The sequence below is a fragment of the Prosthecobacter sp. genome (genome assembly GCF_044226605.1).
Taxonomy (GTDB): Bacteria; Verrucomicrobiota; Verrucomicrobiia; order Verrucomicrobiales; family Verrucomicrobiaceae; genus Prosthecobacter.
This window is the reverse complement of sequence record NZ_JBGAGS010000012.1, coordinates 262320-280982: the sequence shown is the minus strand read 5'-3', so window position 1 is coordinate 280982 and position 18663 is coordinate 262320. Positions and strand designations below refer to the sequence as shown.

The following is an 18663-nucleotide window of genomic DNA, read 5'->3' as shown; positions in this document are numbered from 1 at the left end:
TTACGCCGCAGGCGCAGCCGCCGCTGCTTCCGGCTTCTTCTCCTTGAACGTGCTCTGGATGTAAATCTCCCGCAGCGTCTTGAAGTCGATCTGCGTCGGGCTGTCGGTCATCAAATCGCTGCCCTTGTTGTTTTTCGGGAAGGCGATGACTTCGCGGATGCTGTCCTCTCCGCTCACCAGCATGGCGATGCGGTCCAGACCCAGGGCGAGGCCGCCGTGGGGCGGGGCGCCGAAGCGGAAGGCGTCGAGGATGTGGCCAAACTTGTGGGCCTGCTCCTCTTCGTTCACGCCGAGCACGCTGAAGAGCTTGGCCTGCAGATCCTTCTCGTGGATTCGGATGGAGCCGCCGCCGAGTTCGTAGCCGTTAAGCACCACGTCGTAGGCTTCGGCGCGCACTTTGGCGTATTCGCCGGCTTCCATGAGCGGGATGTCCTCGGTCTTCGGACGGGTGAAGGGATGATGCACGGCCACCCAGCTCTGGGATTCGGCGTCGTGAGCCAGCAGCGGGAAATCGACGACCCACAGGAAGTTCAGCGCAGTGCTGTCCTTCGTGAGCTGCGTCATGTTGGCGATCTCCACGCGCACGCGGCCGAGGATGTCGCAGGCCTCCTGCCAGGTGCCGGCGTAGAAGAAGATAAGGTCGCCTTCTTCGGCGCCGAGCTTGTTGATCATGGCCTGCTGTTCTTCGCCAGCGAAGAACTTCCACAGCGGCGACTTGTACTCACCGTTTTCGATTTTGATGAAAGCGAGCTGCTTCACCTTCATGCCAGCCTGCGTGGCGATCTCGTTGAGGCGGATCATCTGGCCGGTGGTGATGCCAGCGAAGCCCTTGGCATTGATGGCGCGCACGACGCCGCCGTTTTCAATGGTGCTGCGGAAGATCTTGAAGCCGCTGTTGGCAAACACATCGGCCATGTCCACGATTTCGTTGCCGTAGCGCGTGTCCGGCTTGTCGGAGCCGTAGCGGTCCATGGCTTCCTGGTAGGTCATGCGCGGGAAGGGCGCGGGGATGTCGCGGCCGGTGCCGGCTTTGAACATGCTCACGAGCAGGCCTTCGACGAGGTTCACAATGTCGTCGCGCTGAATGAAGCTGGCCTCGATATCGATCTGGGTGAACTCCGGCTGGCGGTCGGCGCGCAGGTCTTCGTCGCGGAAGCAGCGGGCGATCTGGAAGTAACGCTCCAGGCCGGCCACCATCATGAGCTGCTTGTACTGCTGCGGGGCCTGTGGCAGCGCGTAGAATTTGCCGGGGTTCAAACGGGCAGGCACCAGGAAGTCGCGTGCACCTTCAGGCGTCGGGTTGCTGAGGATCGGCGTTTCGACCTCGATGAAGCCGGCGGCGTCGAGGTGGTTGCGTGCGGCGTTGGTGATCTTGTGGCGCGTGCGGATGTTCCGGTTCATGCGCTCGCGGCGCAGGTCCAGGTAGCGATACTTCATGCGCATGTCCTCGTTGGACAGCTCACGGTCCAGTTGGAAGGGCAGCACATCGGCCTTGTTGAGCACTTTGCACTCGGTGGCGACGATTTCGACATCGCCGGTGCCGAGCTTGGCGTTTTCGGTGCCTTTGAGACGGGCGGCGACTTTGCCAATGATCTGCAGCACGTCTTCATCGCGCAGGTGATGGCTCTGTGCGGCGAGCTCGGCGTTTTCTTCCGGGCGGAAAACGACCTGCGTGAGTCCTTCGCGGTCGCGGAGGTCGATGAAGATCACACCGCCATGGTCGCGGGCCGAATTCACCCAGCCACACAGGGTGACGGTCTGGCCGATGTGCTCAGAGCGGACGGCGTTGCAGTGAAGGGAACGGTAGGCGTTGGGGATCATGGCGGAAAAAAGGGCGCGTAGAGTCGGCGGATTCGCCCGCTGCGCAAGGGGGAAGGCAGAGTCAAGCAGGCGGGAGGGGTGGATGGCGCCAATGCAGATCTCGCTGCCGAAGGGAGGGGCTGCAGGGGCGATTGGTACATCCAGATTCCGCCCGTGTGCGGATAACAAGAAGGAGGTCTTGGGTGATCAAGTTCTCCTGTCCATTGAGCAAGGGGGAATAAATCGTTGGTCCGTTCGTCGCATCCTTAGCGGGATCCGGTGGAATCATCCTAGAGGCGGACCAATTTAGACAAAAACGACATAAACTTAGACAAAACCGAAACAAATCTTTGACGAAACGGCATTTTGTCGCAAATATAAACCTTGTCAGACACCTCCACTCATCATGAACGCGACTGAAACACCCCCTGAGTTAGACCCCAACGTCGCCGAGGATATCCGCCTGCTGAAGCGTATCTCGGAACGTGATTCGGCCAGTTTCCAGACCTTCTACAAGAAATACAGCGGACTCATTTTCGCCTCGATTTCCAATGTATTGAACGACCACCACGACACCGAGGACGTGATGCAGGAGGTCCTCGTGCAGGTTTGGAACAAAGCCCACCTCTACGAATCCCGCAAAGGCAAGCCGCTGACCTGGCTGACCACCCTGGCCCGGAACCGCGCTATCGACCGCATCCGCTCCAAGCAGCGCCGGTCCCGGCTCAACGACGATTTTGAGACAGAAAACAAGAAAGATCAGTATGAGTTTGAACCCTCCGGGCATGAAAACCTGGAGTTCAAGGAACGCGACACCATCCTGCACAGCGCCGTATCCCGGCTCACCCAGGATCAGCGCGAGGCCATCGAACTCACCTACTTCAGCGGGCTCACCCAGGCCGAAGTGGCCGAGCGACTTCATGAGCCGCTTGGCACGATCAAAGCTCGCATACGCCGGGGCGTGAACCGCCTCGAAACGCTGGTGAAGCCACGTTTGTCCTGATTTTCCCCACAAACCTGAAACCCAAGCGAGAGGGGCGGACTTCGGTCCGCCCCTCTTCGTTGGTTACTCGCGCGCCCGCGAGTCGATGCAAATGGTCACCGGACCGTCATTGACCAGGGTTACCTTCATGTCTGCACCGAAGACGCCACGCGCCACCGGCCTGCCCATTTCCCCTTCCAGCAGCGAGAGAAAGTGCTCGTAGAGGGGAATGGCGGTTTCGGGACGTGCGGCGCGGATGAAACTGGGGCGGTTTCCCTTCTTCGTATTGGCATGCAGGGTGAACTGGCTGACCACGAGGAGGTCTCCGCCGACATCCTTGACGCTGAGATTCATCTTTCCCTCGTCATCGCCAAAGACGCGCATCTGCGTGACCTTCTGCACCAGCCACGTCGCATCCTCGAACGTGTCTTCATGTTCGATGCCGGCAAGGATCATGAAGCCGGTGCCGATCTGGCCGGTGATGCTGCCGTCCACAGTGACGGAGGCGGAGGAAACGCGTTGGAGGACGAGGCGCATGGAGGGAAGAATGACGAATGACGAAGTTGAGTCAGAATTATTGCTTATCGAAGCTGCGCATTGCGTAGCTGAAGTAGCCGATCAGTTCACGCGGCGCGGAATAGAGATCGCGCAACTCAAAGTAGCTGGGGGAGGCGGAGTGGATTTCTTCGATGCCGGTGCGTTCGAGGGCGAGACGTGAGCGGGGGATATGGAAATACTGGGAGATCACCAAGACGCTTTTGAGCTGCTTTTGCCGCAGGAGTTGAAGGGTGTTCTGGGCGCTGTCGAAGGTGGTGTTGCCTTCGCTGTCCAGGAGGATGTGGGCTGAAGGCACGCCGTGGGCGGCGAGGTAGTCACGCATGACGGCGGCCTCATCAAAGCCTTCCTTGCCGAGGCCGCCGCTGACGATGACCCAGGGGAACCAGCCCGCTTTGTACAACTCCACGGTTTTGTCGAGCCTTGCCTGGAGGCGTAGGGAAGGCTTTCCGGAAAGCTCGACCTTGCTGCCGAGCACGAGAGCGATGTCTGCCTTGCCGATGTCGTCGCGCAGGCCAGCAAGGCAGAGAACCAAGGTGGCGAGCACGAAGAGTGCGACGGCTGCGAAGACGACACGAATGAGACGCTGATTAATCCTGACCATGGGTTACTTTCGTTCGATCCAGCGATACGCCTCCTTGGAGTTCTTCCAGAAGTACTTCTCGCAGGCTTCGCTGCCTTTGCTGCGGAAGTATTCGTCCACAACTTTAAAGACACCCGCATAATCCGCACCTTTGTCAGAGACGGGCCAGTTGCTGCCATAGATGAGGCGGTCGGGGCCGAAGCACTCCCAGAGGTGATCGAGCACGGGCTGGTAGTAGGCGGTGTCGGTCGGGGCTTTGCCGTAGTCGCACTTCACCTGTTCCACGAGGGCGGAGACTTTCATGAAGGTGTTTGGCTGCTTCGCCACCGCGCGGATGTTTTCCTTCCATTCAGGACGCAGAGACTGGGGATCGCCGGACGCGCCGAGGTGGTTGATGAGGACGCGCAGGTCCGGCACATCCGCAGCGAGTTTGGCGGCGTGGGGCAGGTAGCTGGGGCCGCCGTTCAAATCGAGTTCGAGTCCGTGACTGGCCAACGCCTTCGCGCCGGAGAGCACGGCGTCCTGCTTGGTGGCATCTTGCAAATGGGCGCCGCTCCAGCGCACGCCACGGAAGATAGGATCGGCGGCAAACCGCTTCAGGTGTGCTTCAAACTCAGCGCCGGGATCGAGGTGACCAACAAAGCCGACGATGCTTTTCTCCCTGGCGGCGAGATCGAGAATCCACTGGTTGTCTTCCACCAGCGGGCTCGCTTCGACGATGACGGTTTCGTTGACCCCATGTGGTGCTGCGACTGCGAGCCAGTCCGCCGGTAAAACGGTACGGAAAAGCGGCGTGCCCTTTGCAGGCCATGGCACGCCGCCGGGCCGCGTGGGATCATAGAAATGCGTGTGCGTGTCGATGATGCGCGTGGCTGGAGGTGCTGCCTGTGCGGTTTCATGCAGCAAGGCGGCGGCGGTGGTGGCGGTGGTCTGGAGAAAGCGGCGGCGGTTCATGGAAAGACGTACGTGGCGGGATGGCTTTTCTCCAAGATCAGTTCGCTGTTCATCGCTGGCTGTGAGGTTTCACTGCCGGGGGCTTTGCATGTATTTGAGCGCTGCATTTCTCGATGGCTGCTGTTGCAGGTGGAACGTCCGGTTATTCTGCTTCGATGATGCAGTCCGGCAGGGTCTGGCGCAGCATGGCCACTGCCTGAGGTGTCAACAGCGTGCCTCTGAGGCGGAGCCTTTTCAGTCCCTTGAACGAGGCGAGGACTTTCGCGGAGGCATCGGTGATGGGGCAGTGGGTGAAACTCAGCACCACGTAGTTCAGTCTGGAGGCAAGGTTCTCCACCGCCTGGTCCGTGATCTTGGTGTTTTCGAAATTGATGACGTTCAGGTAGGGCAGTTTGGCGAGGAGGGTTGTGGTCGCGTCATCCACCTGCGTGCCATTGAGCTGAAAATTCGTGATGCGCTTCAGATTACTGAGGCCTGCGAGACTTTTGGGACTGAGTTTTTCTTGAAACGAAAGGTTCAGGATTTCGAGGTCTGGAAACACGGTCAGCAAGGCCAGGTCGTTGTCGGTGAGCGGATGCTTTGTGAAATCGATCCCCGCGTCGATTTCATAGATGATGAACATGGAGGGAAGTTGCGAGCCACCGTAGACCTCAAGGGTTTTCAAGTGGGCTGCTTCCTTCACAAGCACCCTGGCGCCGAGGGCGGTCACGGCGGCGACCGCGCCCCTTCGGGCAGGCGTGGATGGGAGGGGTTCATTGCGTGGCGGAAAAACGAAATACGCTGATGTCGCCCCAGAGGAGGGAGCAGGAAAAGGCGGAGATGGGGGCACAGGCGAAGTTGCGACGGGCGCTGCCGGCGGGCTGGCGGGCAATGCCGGAGGCCGCAAAGTGGAGAACACCCACCCTGCGAATCCAATCAGGGCCAGGAATGCCAGTCCAAGGAGCGGCAGATTCTTGTTTCGAGGCGGTGTGGCTGCCGCGGATGAAGCCGTGCGCCTCGGCTGAACCGTGGATCTTTGGGGCAAAGGCTGTGTTTCGATGGAGGAAAACGCCCTGAACTCGGTGGCATCCACTTTCATCACCGGCTGCGTCAGGATTGCATCCAGATCCCGGCGCATCGTCATGGCATTGGGATAGCGCAGGTCGCGGTCCTCCTGCATCGCCTTGGTGATAATGGGGTCAAATCGTGGATCGAGGCCCGGAACCGCCTGGGAGGGCCGTCTGAACACGCCTTGCGGGAGGGTTCCGGTGAGCATCTGGTAGAGCATCACGCCGATCCCATAGATGTCGGCCCGTCGGTCCACCTCGATGCCAAGCATCAGAGACTCCGGTGCCATGTAGAGCAAGGTCCCCAGCGTGGCGCCGTCCTGCGTCGGGCCGGTGTGCCCTGCGTGGGTCATTTTTGCGAGGCCGAAATCCGTCACTTGGACGAGGCCATTCCGACTGACCATGATGTTGGCGGGCTTGATGTCGCGGTGAATGATCCCCTGCTCGTGCGCATAAGCCAGGGCATCGCAAACGTGCGCGGCGATGGCCATCGCCTGCTCCGAGCGGAGACGGCCCTGGGAGGCAATCATGGCGGAAACATCCGTACCGTCGATGAACTCCATCACGATGTAAAGCAGGCCCCCTTCGGTGAGGCCAAAGTCATGCACCCCGACGATGCCCGGATGCTTCAACCTCCCCATGGCCCGGGCTTCATTCTTGAAGCGCTCGGCAAAGCTCGCGTCGGCCTCATGGAGCGAATGGGACAGGATTTTGATCGCGACCTGGCGGTCCAGAGACAACTGCACTCCTTTGTAGACCGCTCCCATGCCGCCGCGTCCGAGAAGGGCGATGATCTCGTATTGTGGCAGCTGGTTCTGCAGTTCTTCGACCGTCGGAGGGTGCCAGGGGTTTTCGCGTAGGTTCGGTGACGGTCCAGGCATGCGAATATTTTCTCCGGCTCACGTGCGTTTGCAACGTTTTCCGTGCCCTGCGCACACGAGGGGTCAAACGATCTCAATGCACTCCTGCAGATGATCGAGCGTGCGAAACAGAGCGCCTTTGGTGCGGGCATGCACCCGCAGCAGCACATCGCCGGTCTGCACCTGCCGCCCGGTTTTCGCGATCTGGTCGCAGCCAACGGCGAAGTCGATGGGGTCGGCTGCTTTGGAACGCCCGGCGCCGAGTTCGAGGACGGCCTGGCCGATGCCGCCGGCATCCACGCGTATGAGCATGCCGCTGGACGTGGCTTTCAGTTCGCCGATGAACGGGGCGCGGTGAATGGAGGCCATTTTTTCCAGCGCCTCCACACTGCCGCCCTGCGCCGCCACCATCTGCTGAAACTTTCTCCACGCATCGCCACGGTGCAGCATGGCGGCGAGCTCTGAGCGCGGAGAAATGGAAACGGCGGAGGCGAGATCGAGCACGATGTTCTCCAGGTCCTGCGGGCCACCGCCTTTGAGGCAGCGCACGCATTCGGCCACTTCGAGAGCATTGCCTGCAGATTCGCCCGTGGGCTCGTTCATTTCACTCAGGCGCAGGCTGGAGCGCACGCCCATGGCCTGGCCCACGGTGACGAGGCTCTCCGCCAGACGAAAGGCCTCCTCCTGCGTCTTCATGAAGGCGCCGGAGCCGTATTTCACATCCAGCACCAGGCGGTTCAGGCCTTCGGCGAGTTTCTTGCTCATGATGCTCGCGGTGATGAGCGGGATGCTCGGCACGGTGGCGGTGACGTCTCGCAGGGCGTAGAGCTTTTTGTCAGCAGGGCAGATGCCTGCGGTCTGGCCGATCATGACGCAGCCGACGCGATCAATGACCTCATGAATCTCCACCTCATTGAGCTGGGTGCGAAATCCGGGGATGCTTTCCAGTTTGTCCAGCGTGCCGCCGGTGATGCCGAGTCCGCGTCCGGAGATCATGGGCACCCACAAGCTGTCGCAGGCGAGCAGCGGAGCGAGGACGAGGGAGGTCTTGTCGCCAATGCCGCCGGTGCTGTGCTTGTCCACGCGCATGGGATCGTGGTCGTTCCACAGCAGCATGGAGCCGCTGTGCAGCATGGCCTCCGTGAGCGCTGCAGTTTCTTCCGGCCGCATGTCGCGGAAGAAGATGGCCATCGCCAGTGCACTCATCTGATAATCCGGCATTTCCCCACGGGTGAAGGCACCGATGACGTAATGGATCTCCTCAGAGGTGAGGACTCCGCCGTCGCGCTTGTGCTCGATCAGGGTCGGGATGTGCATTAAATCTCATGCTAGTGTTAGCGACGCCTGTTTGGCAATACTGAACCTTCGATCATCGTTTAAAGAAGCTGCGAATGATCCGTCCAGCCCTTGTCCTATTCTGCCTTGTTTCCGCCCTCGCTGCGGCGCCCGTCGACTTCTCGCGCGACATTCAGCCGATCCTTTCGGACAAGTGTTACTTTTGTCATGGTCCGGATGCTAAGGAGCGCAAAGGAGACCTGCGGCTGGATGTGGAAAAGGATGCAAAGGCTCTGAAAGATGGCGTGGCAGCGGTCAAGCCTGGCAACAGCCATGACAGCTCAATGATCGGGCGCATTTTCAGCACGGATCCGGATGAAGTGATGCCCACGCCGAAGAGCAACCGCACGCTTACAGCGGCGCAGAAGCAGCTGCTGAAGCAATGGATTGACGAAGGCGCGAAATGGGGCACGCACTGGGCGTTTGAGCGCATCGAACGGCCGAAGGTGCCGGATGTGGGCGTGAAGCATCCCATCGATGCATTCGTGCGCGCAAAGCTGGCGGAGAAGGGCATGCAGCCTTCGCCCCAGGCGGATGCCGTGACTCTGCTGCGTCGTGTGTCGCTGGACCTGACCGGGCTGCCACCCAAAGCAGATGACCTCAAGCAGGATTATGCCAGGGCCGTCGAGCGTCTGCTGGACTCACCGCGCTTTGGCGAGCGCTGGGCCTGGGACTGGCTGGATGCGGCGCGCTATGCGGATACCAACGGATACCAGGGCGATCCTGAGCGCACCATGTGGCCGTGGCGCGACTGGGTGGTGCGGGCGATCAACGCGAACATGCCCTACGACCAGTTCACGGTCTGGCAGCTTGCGGGTGATTTGCTGCCTGGCGCGACTCCGGAGCAAAAACTGGCCACGGGATTCAATCGCAACCACATGATCAATGGTGAGGGCGGGCGCATCGCGGAAGAGACCCGTGTGGAGAACGTGATGGACCGCGTGGAGACCACCAGCACCGTGTGGCTGGGGCTGACGATGGGCTGCTCGAAGTGCCACGACCACAAGTTTGATCCGCTGACCATGCGGGACTACTACGGCCTCTACGATGTCTTCAACCAGACAAGCGAGGACGGCAGGGGGCGCAGCGGACAGGCGGCTCCGGCCATGGACATTTCCACGCCAGCCGAACTTGAGCGCGTGAAAAAAACGACGGCGGCGGTGAGTGCGGTGGCGCAGGAAGTGGAGGCCTTTGAGCTGAAGAAATTTCCACGCGAGGCCGGCAAGCCTCTGACGGAATCTGACGCCATCAAGCTGCCGGGAAACCTGCCGAGCTACATCGCCAAAACGGAGCCCAAGAACCGCGGCGTGGATCCGCTGCTGGAGGCGGTGAACTATTTCAAAGACAAGGACGCCGGATACACAAAACTGCTGCAGAAGCTCCTCAATGCCGTGCGCGCCCGCGTTTCCGCCACGAACGCCGTGACCAAGGTCATGGTCATGGACACGCTGCCCGTTCCGCGGGAGACCTTCACTTTGGAAAAGGGCGCTTATGACAAGCCCACAACGACGAAGGTCAGCTTCAACGTGCCTGCGAGCCTGACTGCGATGAAGGCCGATGCGCCGCGCAACCGTCTCGGCCTCGCGCAGTGGATTGTGAACCGTGACAACCCGCTGACGGCGCGGGTGACGGTGAACCGTTTCTGGCAGGCCTTCTTCGGCGTGGGACTGGTGAAGACGGCGGAGGATTTCGGCCTGCAGGGGGAGGTGCCGCCACAGCGCGAACTGCTCGACTGGCTGGCGGCCGAATTCATCGAAAGCGGGTGGGATGTGAAGGCGCTGATGCGGCTGATCGTGACGAGCGAGACCTATCGGCAGTCATCAAAAATCCGCGAGGCGCAGGCGGACCCTGAAAACCGCTATCTCTCACGCGGGCCACGCTTTCGCATGCCATCCTGGATGCTGCGGGACCAGGCCCTGTTTGTGTCCGGTCTGCTGGAGGATCAGCTGGGCGGCCCGGCCGTGAAGCCCTACCAGCCGGAGGGCATCTGGGAGGAGGCGACCTTTGGCAAGAAGAGCTACGTGCAGGATCATGGCGCCGCTCTCTACCGGCGCACGCTGTATGTCTTCTGGCGGCGCATCGTGGGACCGACGATGCTGTTCGACAATTCAGCGCGGCAGACCTGTGTGATCAAAGCCACGCGCACCAACACGCCGCTGCAGGCGCTGGTGACGCTGAATGATGTGACGTATGTGGAGGCCGCCCGTGCGCTGGCGCAGCGTGTGCTGCTGGCAAACCCCGGCAACGCTGACGCTGCCCTGACGCAGGCGTTTCAGAGCGTGACGTGTCGTGAGCCATCCGTGGCGGAAGCCGCGCTGTTAAAGGTGCAGCTCGGCAAACTGAAGGCACAGCAGGCAGCCGATCCGGCCGCCGCGGCGAAACTGCTTCACGTAGGCGAATCCAAACGGGATGAGAGCATCGAGGTGACCGAGCACGCCTCGTGGACGGGCCTGTGCCTCATGCTGCTGAATTTGGACGAGGCAGTGACGAAGGAGTGATAACCGTGCGGCCGGGAATGCATTTCTCCGGCGCACGTGATGCAGGCTGCGATTTCAATGGTGCGGAGGACGCCCTTTCCCCCGGGTGCGGACGATCAATGATCCGGGTTGCCGTTGGGGCCGTTCCAGCTCACGCCCTGGTAGTTGCCGTCGGTATAGTTGCCTGCGGGAAAGTCGCCGCGCTGGAAGTCATGATTTTCATGCGGGAAGTTCTGATGCTGGCCCCCATAATAGTACTCTCCGCCATGGTAGTAGCGGGTGGTGTAGGTGCGGCCCTGATAGGCGTAGCTGCCTTTCTGCAACTGGCCGCCGGTGTAGTACCTGCCCTTGTGATAGTAAGCGCTGCCCCTGAAGTTTGACGGGAGCTTTGCGTAGCTGTTGCTGCCGGAGTGCTGGCTGCTGGAGGTTTTGGCGGGCATGGAGGGATCTTCGCATGAGGCCAGCAGGCAGGCGGCCAGAAGAAGGCAAAAAGCATGAGGTTTCATAGGAGAGGCGGTGGTTAAATTCGGCCGGTGAGCAGAAGAACGACGAGTACAATCACGAGCAGGCTGGCGCCGCCGCCTACGTAGTGGTTGCCAGAGCGGAAGCCATAGCCGCCACCGCCGATGAGAAGGATGATGAGGAGGATGAGAAGAAGGTTCATGGTGGGATGGGCAGGTTGAGTGGCCGCTTGTAACTCACGAATCGGACGCTGCCTGGAGGGCGGATGCACGAGCGTTATAATTCTAACCCCGGCGGTCCTCGGCGGGGTGCTTGGGAACAATCCACTGCAACCACAAAACCTCTTGAACACGCACGTGCGATTCAATGGGCAGCACCTTTCTGCTCACTCATACACGCTTAATCATGACAAAAATCCTCTCCACCCTCTGCCCCTGCCTGCTTGCCACCGCCATGCTTTTTCTTGGGGCGAGCTGCGTCGAACCAATGCCGCCGCCCCCACCGCCTCCGCAAAGCGCCTCCTTCTGGAATGGCGACTACATGACGGGCAAGCCTTCGGTGCGCATCAATCTCTCCGAGCAGCGCGCCTATTTCTACAAGGATGGTCAGCTCGCGGGTGTGTCTGAAATTTCCTCGGGCCGCGAAGGGCGCAACACAGTCACCGGGAATTTCCACGTCATTCAAAAAGACCTGCATCATGTGTCATCCTTGTTCGGCGACTACGTGGATGCCGATGGCAACGTGATCCAGAAAGACGTGGACACCAGCAAGGACCCGAAGCCGAAGGGTGCGCGGTACGATGGTGCCAAGATGCCCTACTTCATGCGCATCGTAGGCGGCACGGGCATGCATGAAGGCTACCTTCCAGGCTATCCTGCCTCCCACGGCTGCATTCGCATGCCGGGCTACATGGCGGAGGCGTTTTACCGCTCGGTGGAAGTGGGCACGCCGGTGAGCATTGAGCCATGAGCGGGCACTGCGCCCACAAATTCCAAACTCGAACCTCCCCTAACCCCTATGAAAACACACCCCAACATTCGTCTGCGAACTTTCAGTTCGGCGACACTGGCCGCGGTCCTTTCTCTGACGGCGGCATCTCTAACCATGGCCAAGGACAAAGGTCATGGGAACAACGGTCACGGCAACAACGGCAAACACGAGCACGCCGGCCCGATGGCGAAGCATGAGCCGAAATTCGACCACAAGTTTGACCCCAAGCACCAGCCGAAGTTTGAGAAGAAGATTGAGCCGAAGTTCGCAAAGAAATTTGAGCCGAAGGTGGTGCCAAAGCCTCCGCACGTGAACGAACACAACAAGGTGGTTTACATGGCATACCCACGTTCAAAATTTGTCCTGTCCCCCGGAGTGGGTTACGCAGGCCGAGGCTACTACTATGGCCCGCCAAATTCGGCTTATTATTATGAAAGCCCCAATGTGAGGTTCTTTTCACGGCGTGAGGATTTTCCGCCGGGATATGCTCTCCAGCCCTACGATCAGCGCGCTGCGGATGAACTCGCCGTGCAGCAGGCGCTGGCGCGGCTGGGTTACTACCAGGGGCCGATCGACGGCCGCATCGGACCGCAGACCCTGGGCGCCATAGCGCGGTATCAGCAGGACCATGGAATGAGCGTCACCCAGTCGATTGTTCCGGCGCTGCTGCAGGCGCTCGGGCTGCAGTAAGTGAGCAAAACTCCAATCGAACTCGTGTATGACCCTTCCTAAAAATCGCGGCATTTTTGCCCTCGCATGTTATCTCATCGTCATCGGTGTCTGTGGTGCCTTTGGCATCAAGCTTGGTACGCTCAGCGTGCTTGTTCCCATTCTCGCCATCGTGGCGGGGGTGCTCCTGCTGATGGAAAAATAAGGAGCGGACGGTTTGTTAAAAACTGATGTAGGACAGCGGGGCGTCTGACCTGGCTCTCAGCTTGAAGTCGCGGTCCACAACGCAGGGCGCCTTCTCCAAAGACAGGAGTTCTTTGGTGAAGCGCGCGCTCGTGTCCGGGCTGGCCTCCACGAGGAGGATGGCGCCTGCTGCATCACGGATGATGAGGACGTAGCCGTAATTTTTCACGCCAAAGGGGGCGTCTGGGTCCTGGCTGTAGGTCAGCCGCACAGGCTGGGTGGTGTAAACCATTTTGGACTGCGCGCGGATGTTGACATCAAACTCCTCCTTCTGCAGCACAATGAGATCACCGTTGGTTTCTCCGACATTTTTGCCGAGGGTCACTGCCAGACCTTTCGCGTTCTCAAGGTCGCGCTTCACCTCAAGGTTGTTGAGGTTGAAATTGTAGGTGTACTCAAAGACGCGTATGTCGGTGTCTCCGGGGCCCCGGTTGCTTTTGGAAGGAAGCGTCTGGCAGGCGAGCCGGTATTTCTGCGCGGGCGCGGCCGGCGCTGCCGTGCTGCTGGCGGCAGTGGGTGTCGTGGGCGCTGCGGTTTGATCCGGATGTTGTTCCAGCCAGCGTGCGATGTAGGCCCCGTCTTCTTTGCAGAGAGTTTTGATTTTCACCACCAGCGTCTGTGCATCGTTCATACGCTTCAGCGTCACGCTGTCGCCGGAGACTGCGGTGATCTCCGCCTCCATCAGCGTGCCCGCGAGGCTGACAAACACGCGTGTGTCCGCCTGGGCGGAAGAGGCCAGGATGAGGGGCAGCAAAAACAGGCGGATGAAACGCATCGTTGGGGAAAATACGGCGGGCTGGGGCTTATTTTGCCTTGGCACCGCCGTCTTTCAAGCCTGGCGCAGGAGGATGGCGTCCACATTCACGCCGTCGTAGAGGGCATCGCTGAGGATCACGAGCGGGTCGCCATGCTTGATGAGTTTTTCACGTCGCAGAAGGTCCAGGGCGCCACGGATGCTGTCCTCCGGCTGGCCTTCGATGAAGGGGAGCACGAAAGGATTGACGCCGCGCGCGGTGACGAGCGTGCGGCTCACGTGGAGATTGGGCGTGAAGGCAAAGATGGGGGCAAACTCGGGGCGCTGATGCGCAAGCAGATGCGCCATGACGCCTTTGATGGTGAAGACGAGCAGCTTGCTGCCGGGGATGCTGTTGGCCAGCAGGATGGCGGCCTTCACCGTCTTGTGCTTGTTGGTCTTCAGCGGTGCATCGCTGGCGAAACGGCCTGAGGGATATTTTTGCTCGATGCGGCTGATGACGGTGTCCAGCACCTCCACGCACCTCTCCGGATAGCGGCCCACGCTGGTCTCGCCGCTGAGCATCACGCAGTCCACCTGCTCGATCACGGCATTGAAAATGTCCGTGACCTCGGCGCGGGTAGGCACGGGGTTTTCGATCATGCTTTCCAGCATCTGCGTGGCCACAATGACCTTGCGGCCGTGGTAGGAGCAGCGCTCGACGATCTGGCGCTGGATGAGCGGCAGGTCCTCGATGGGACACTCGCTGCCCAGGTCCCCTCGGGCAATCATGATGCCTCCGGAGGCCTCCACAAGGGCGTCGATGTTGTCGATGGCCTGCTGGTTTTCGATCTTGGCGATGACGCGCGCCTTGCTCTGCTTTTGCTCAAGGAGAAGCTGCAGGTGCTGCAGGTGGCCGGGCTCGCGGGCAAAGCTGAGCGCGAAGAAATCCACGCCCAGCTCCACGCCGAGGTCGAGATCGGCGTAGTCCTTCTGCGTGAGCGGAGGCAGGCGCACGGGCACGCCGGGTAGATTGATGTGGCGGCGGGATTTCATCTCCCCCTTCGTCATGACGGTGCCGATGACGCGGATGGTGGAAACTTCGGTGGCCTTGACCTGGATCATGCCGCCATCGACCATGATGGTGTCGCCGACTTTGAGATCCTTGCCCAGCTCCGGGTAGTTCACGCCGACGGAGTACTGGGTCGTGGGCGGCGCATCCGGCTTGCAGCGGAACTCGACCACATCCCCCACCTGAAGCTGCCAGGGCTGCTCCACATCCCCGGTGCGGATGCTCGGGCCCGTGAGGTCCATGAGCACCGCGATTTCGCGCTTGGAGGCCGCGGCGGCATCGCGCACACGAGCATAGACGGTGCGCACCCAGTCGTGGGAGGCATGGCTCATGTTCAGGCGGATGACATCGGCACCTTTGGCGATGAGACTGGAAAGGACTTCAGGACTCTCCGTGGCAGGGCCGAGAGTGCAGAGGATTTTGGTTTTGCGCATGTTTGGCATGATGAGAGCAGGTGGCGGGCCAGCGTACGCTCCTGATGCGCCCGGATGCAAGGGGCAGCTAGCGGCGGTGTTAGAACATCGGAGAGCCGGGGATACTTCAAAAATCAGCGATCGTTGTTCGACAATCGTCAATGGCGTGTGCCCATGGCGCTCTGAAGCCGGAAGGATTGACGATTGTCGAGCAATCGATTTTGGTTCAGAAGTGACTGAGCTGTGGGAAAAAAAGCTTCCGTGCGTGGAAAAGGTTTCGTGCCCGAGATGCCTCTGCTAAACAGACTGTTGATAAATAGGTGATTTTATGAGCAAGCCGCCAGCAACGACGAAACCGCCACGGTTCGAGGTAGTGCCCCCTCGGATGACTATTCTCTCGGATCATCCCGTTGATGATGTAGCCACTGACGGAGCCGATGCCGCGTTGCCGGACAATCTTGAACTTGCCTCCCGCCTCTCCGCCATTTTCGACATCCTACGCCACAAGGAAACCCGATGTCCGCTAACAGTGGCGGTCTATGGTGACTGGGGCACGGGCAAGACGTCGGCTATGAAGTGGCTGGAGGGAAAGCTCAATGAGTGGAATCTCATGAATAATGAGCGGAAGGACGGACATCCGAATGTTCATCCTGTGTGGTTTGAGCCATGGAAATATCATACCCGAGAGGATGTATGGCGTGGAATCATATCCGAAGTTATTCTGGCGATGTTCAGCGTCAAAGGCTTCGATCACCAACACTTGGTGAACGGCCTCAAAGAGGCCGCCAAAAAGTTTGGCTCCTTTCTGGGACGCAGCTTTTTGCACGCGCTTAGCGCACTCAAGTTCAGCGTGGGAGATGAAAAAGAGATCTCGGGTGAGGTCTTCCGCGACATCTACGACGAATGGGAAAAAGTCTCTCAGCCTCAAAAGCCTTATCTCAACCAGTTCGAAACCACACTGGCCGATTGGGTGGAGCGTTTTTTACCCAGGCGCACGGAGACCAAAGGCAAGGTCAAAACTGTCAGCACCGATCGCATTGTGCTTTTCATTGATGACCTAGACCGTTGTTTGCCCGAAGTAACTTTGGAGGTATTGGAGGCGATTAAGCTTTATCTGAGTATCAAACCTCTCATCTTTGTGTGCGGTTTGGATCGCACCGTAGTGGATGCAGTGGTGAAGAAGCGGTACAAAGATCATGGCCTAGAGGACGGTCACAAGAGCGAACATTATTTGAATAAAATCTTCCAAGTGGAGGTGGATGTGGCGCCCAGCGAAACTCAAGTGCAAGCTTTCCTGAATCATACATTGAGTAGTATGAACAGCCAGACTGGACAGTATCTGGATCATATGCTGGGGGGGGACGATTTCGCTGGTCTGTCGGAAGCAAAAAAAGCTCGAACTGCACGCGAGCGTCTCCATGGAGGATTGGAGCACTTAGCGCGACATAATCCTCGAGAGATCAAGCGTCTCCTCAACAGCGCTCTTTTACGCGGACGTATGGCGGCAGACAATTTGCGTTTGCATGCAGCGGCGAAGACTGTCCAAGAGAGTCAGGAACTGGCGGCAGCTTTGGGTGCGTTGAGGCTTCCGGAGCGAGAATACGGCACGCAACAACCACTTCTTTTTGCCCAAGGCGTGACACTCTACCTTCTGCAGCGTCATTTTGAAGGTCCCTATCAGCAGCTTGGACGTGAAGTGGTGTCTTACTTGTTTCGTACGGATGCTTTCTTGATGTGGTTGGAAAGACTTTCGAATTTTCTGTGTAGGCATGCGGATTTTCAGATGCCTAACCGCACATCGGAGGGCGGAAAAGTACAGGAGGAGGCTAAGGATGCGCGGCGAAACAATCTGCGGGCGTTGGGGGATATTGAAGCTGTCCGGGTAGAATATGATGAAATTGTCTTACAGCGGCCGGCATTGGAGCGTGGTCAGACAATCCCGGTGGCGTGTTTCGAACATGGGATCGTTTTCTCTTTGTTACGAATTCCCTTTTCTGCTCAGGTTGCCCGAAGTGCTCCGAGCAGGATCGCGAATTCGTCCACGTTTTCCGAAGCTTCCCTGCATAAGCTTTCTCCGGTACTTCGTGACGCAGTGTTCAATACGCTACAGAAGCCCAGGGACGAGCCGTTGACGCCTGCGGACTTGAGGAGGGTTGAGACTTTGTGGGTTCCTCTTGGAGCGACCGATGAAGATTTGGCAGGTATTGATATACTTACGCAACTCACCATTCTTGATCTGAGCGAGACGCAAGTGGGTGATACGGGGATGGCTTATGTGAGCAATCTCAGGCAGCTCACAAGTCTTTATTTGAGTGGGAAGCAAGTAGGAGATGCCGAAATGGTGCATGTGAGCAAGCTCACTCAGCTCACAAGCCTTTATTTGAGTGGAACTCAAGTGGGCGATTTAGGAATGGCGCACTTGGGTAAACTAACAAAACTCACCAGCCTCTATTTAAACGGAACGCAAGTTGGTGATGCGGGGATGGTACACGTGGACAAACTAACGCAACTCAAAGTTCTACATTTGGGTGGAACTCTGGTAAGTCATGCGGTGCGCACGGCGTTGAAGGCACGCCATCCGGGCATGCTTATTAACTAGTTTAACGCTGTTGGCTCTATTCAAATAACCTTCGATAGTTTTTAGCGACGCTGGCCGCCAGCTCCGCCACGTTCATGCCGCACACCCTGGCCAGCAGTTCGTAGCTGACTTTGAGATTCGCGGGGTGGTTCAGCGCCTTGCCATCGGCGGCTTGCAGCGGGTGGGGATTCAGCTCATCCGGCGGCCACATGTCGGGGGCGTCGGTTTCGGTGAGGAGGCGGTCGAAGGGGACTTTGGCGAAGGTTTCCAACTGGGCGGCTTTGCGGGGGTGGCCGAAGTAGGGGGAGATGGAAAAGTAGGCACCGAGTTTGACGAAGGAGGGGATCATCTCGGCGGGGCCGCCGTAGGAGTGGAGGAGGAAGCCGCGGCGGGGCAGGGGAGTGCTGCGCAGGGTTTCCTCCAGCAGGCCGAAAGCGCGCAGGCAATGGATGGTGGCGGGGCGGTCCAGCTCCACGGCAAGCGCGAGCTGGGTGCGGAAGCATTCGAGCTGGGCTTCGATGTCCGGGTTTTCGATCCAGCGGTCGAGGCCGATCTCCCCGACGACGGCGCGGGGGTGGGATACCAGAAAATGACGTAACGTGGTGGCCCAGTGCTCGGTACGGTCTTTGACATACCAGGGGTGCAGACCAAAGGCGGGGCGGATGAAGGTGTGCTGGCGGGCGAGGTCTGCGACGGCGGGCCAGTCGTCCTCACCGGAGCCGTTGACGATCATCTCGGCGAGACCGGTTTGCGGGAGCATCGCGAGGATCTCATCGCGCCATGGGTCGAGGCGTTCGTCCTGGAGGTGGTTGTGGGCGTCGTAGAGCACAGGAGCAATTGATGATTTACGATTTGTGAGGGGACAAAAAAAGCCCGCGCATGCTGCGAAGCAGGCGCGGGCGATGGAAGAT

General features: G+C 59.4%; 17 protein-coding genes. 6 read left to right on the top strand and 11 right to left on the bottom strand.

Annotated features, from left to right (window positions below):
• Positions 1-1821: an aspartate--tRNA ligase gene (gene aspS / locus ACILSO_RS18345; RefSeq protein ID WP_395738896.1), complete on the bottom strand. Its 1821-nt coding sequence runs from the start codon at positions 1819-1821 to the stop codon at positions 1-3.
• Positions 1822-2206: 385 nt separating this feature from the next.
• On the opposite strand from aspS, the gene ACILSO_RS18340 reads away from it, so the two are divergent.
• Entirely contained in the window at positions 2207-2803 is a 597-nt protein-coding gene (locus ACILSO_RS18340) for an RNA polymerase sigma factor (protein WP_395738895.1), read from the top strand.
• A gap of 63 nt (positions 2804-2866) precedes the next feature.
• On the opposite strand, the gene dtd is transcribed toward ACILSO_RS18340, so the two are convergent.
• The 5 genes from dtd to ACILSO_RS18315 all read right to left on the bottom strand — a co-directional run bounded on the left by dtd (position 2867) and on the right by ACILSO_RS18315 (position 8097).
• Positions 2867-3319 (bottom strand): D-aminoacyl-tRNA deacylase, encoded by a 453-nt coding sequence (gene dtd, locus ACILSO_RS18335; protein WP_395738894.1) that lies wholly within the window; start codon positions 3317-3319, stop codon positions 2867-2869.
• A 37-nt stretch (positions 3320-3356) separates the two neighbouring features.
• The gene (locus tag ACILSO_RS18330) at positions 3357-3941 is read right to left on the bottom strand and encodes a YdcF family protein (protein ID WP_395738893.1); all 585 of its coding nucleotides are present in this window, start codon (positions 3939-3941) and stop codon (positions 3357-3359) included.
• A 3-nt stretch (positions 3942-3944) separates the two neighbouring features.
• A complete protein-coding gene (locus tag ACILSO_RS18325) occupies positions 3945-4874 on the bottom strand; it encodes an amidohydrolase family protein (protein WP_395738892.1) in 930 nt (309 codons plus the stop codon).
• Between the two features lie 142 nt (positions 4875-5016).
• Positions 5017-6801 (bottom strand): protein kinase domain-containing protein, encoded by a 1785-nt coding sequence (locus ACILSO_RS18320; RefSeq protein ID WP_395738891.1) that lies wholly within the window; start codon positions 6799-6801, stop codon positions 5017-5019.
• 63 nt (positions 6802-6864) lie between these two features.
• Positions 6865-8097, bottom strand: a complete 1233-nt coding sequence (locus tag ACILSO_RS18315) for a thymidine phosphorylase (protein WP_395738890.1) — start codon at positions 8095-8097, stop codon at positions 6865-6867.
• A 74-nt stretch (positions 8098-8171) separates the two neighbouring features.
• Here ACILSO_RS18315 and ACILSO_RS18310 point away from each other — a divergent pair, with 74 nt between their 5' ends.
• Positions 8172-10613, top strand: a complete 2442-nt coding sequence (locus ACILSO_RS18310; protein ID WP_395738889.1) for a PSD1 and planctomycete cytochrome C domain-containing protein — start codon at positions 8172-8174, stop codon at positions 10611-10613.
• A gap of 95 nt (positions 10614-10708) precedes the next feature.
• Here ACILSO_RS18310 and ACILSO_RS18305 read toward each other — a convergent pair whose 3' ends face one another.
• Both ACILSO_RS18305 and ACILSO_RS18300 read right to left on the bottom strand, forming a co-directional pair.
• Positions 10709-11098, bottom strand: coding sequence for a hypothetical protein (locus ACILSO_RS18305; RefSeq protein WP_395738888.1), 390 nt, complete (start codon positions 11096-11098; stop codon positions 10709-10711).
• Between the two features lie 14 nt (positions 11099-11112).
• Positions 11113-11256 (bottom strand): DUF3309 domain-containing protein, encoded by a 144-nt coding sequence (locus tag ACILSO_RS18300; RefSeq protein ID WP_395738887.1) that lies wholly within the window; start codon positions 11254-11256, stop codon positions 11113-11115.
• Positions 11257-11459: 203 nt separating this feature from the next.
• Here ACILSO_RS18300 and ACILSO_RS18295 point away from each other — a divergent pair, with 203 nt between their 5' ends.
• The 3 genes from ACILSO_RS18295 to ACILSO_RS18285 are packed head-to-tail and all read left to right on the top strand — an operon-like array spanning position 11460 to position 12918.
• Positions 11460-12023, top strand: a complete 564-nt coding sequence (locus ACILSO_RS18295; RefSeq protein WP_395738886.1) for a L,D-transpeptidase family protein — start codon at positions 11460-11462, stop codon at positions 12021-12023.
• 48 nt (positions 12024-12071) lie between these two features.
• The gene (locus ACILSO_RS18290; protein WP_395738885.1) at positions 12072-12734 is read left to right on the top strand and encodes a peptidoglycan-binding protein; all 663 of its coding nucleotides are present in this window, start codon (positions 12072-12074) and stop codon (positions 12732-12734) included.
• A gap of 28 nt (positions 12735-12762) precedes the next feature.
• Positions 12763-12918 (top strand): hypothetical protein, encoded by a 156-nt coding sequence (locus ACILSO_RS18285; protein ID WP_395738884.1) that lies wholly within the window; start codon positions 12763-12765, stop codon positions 12916-12918.
• A gap of 15 nt (positions 12919-12933) precedes the next feature.
• Here the strand turns inward: ACILSO_RS18285 and ACILSO_RS18280 are convergent, their stop codons facing one another.
• Entirely contained in the window at positions 12934-13731 is a 798-nt protein-coding gene (locus ACILSO_RS18280; RefSeq protein ID WP_395738883.1) for a hypothetical protein, read from the bottom strand.
• Between the two features lie 54 nt (positions 13732-13785).
• Positions 13786-15195, bottom strand: a complete 1410-nt coding sequence (gene pyk / locus ACILSO_RS18275; protein ID WP_395738882.1) for a pyruvate kinase — start codon at positions 15193-15195, stop codon at positions 13786-13788.
• 307 nt (positions 15196-15502) lie between these two features.
• On the opposite strand from pyk, the gene ACILSO_RS18270 reads away from it, so the two are divergent.
• Positions 15503-17773, top strand: a complete 2271-nt coding sequence (locus tag ACILSO_RS18270; RefSeq protein ID WP_395738881.1) for a P-loop NTPase fold protein — start codon at positions 15503-15505, stop codon at positions 17771-17773.
• A 16-nt stretch (positions 17774-17789) separates the two neighbouring features.
• On the opposite strand, the gene ACILSO_RS18265 is transcribed toward ACILSO_RS18270, so the two are convergent.
• Positions 17790-18581 (bottom strand): TatD family hydrolase, encoded by a 792-nt coding sequence (locus ACILSO_RS18265; RefSeq protein ID WP_395738880.1) that lies wholly within the window; start codon positions 18579-18581, stop codon positions 17790-17792.
• Positions 18582-18663: the final 82 nt, after the last annotated feature.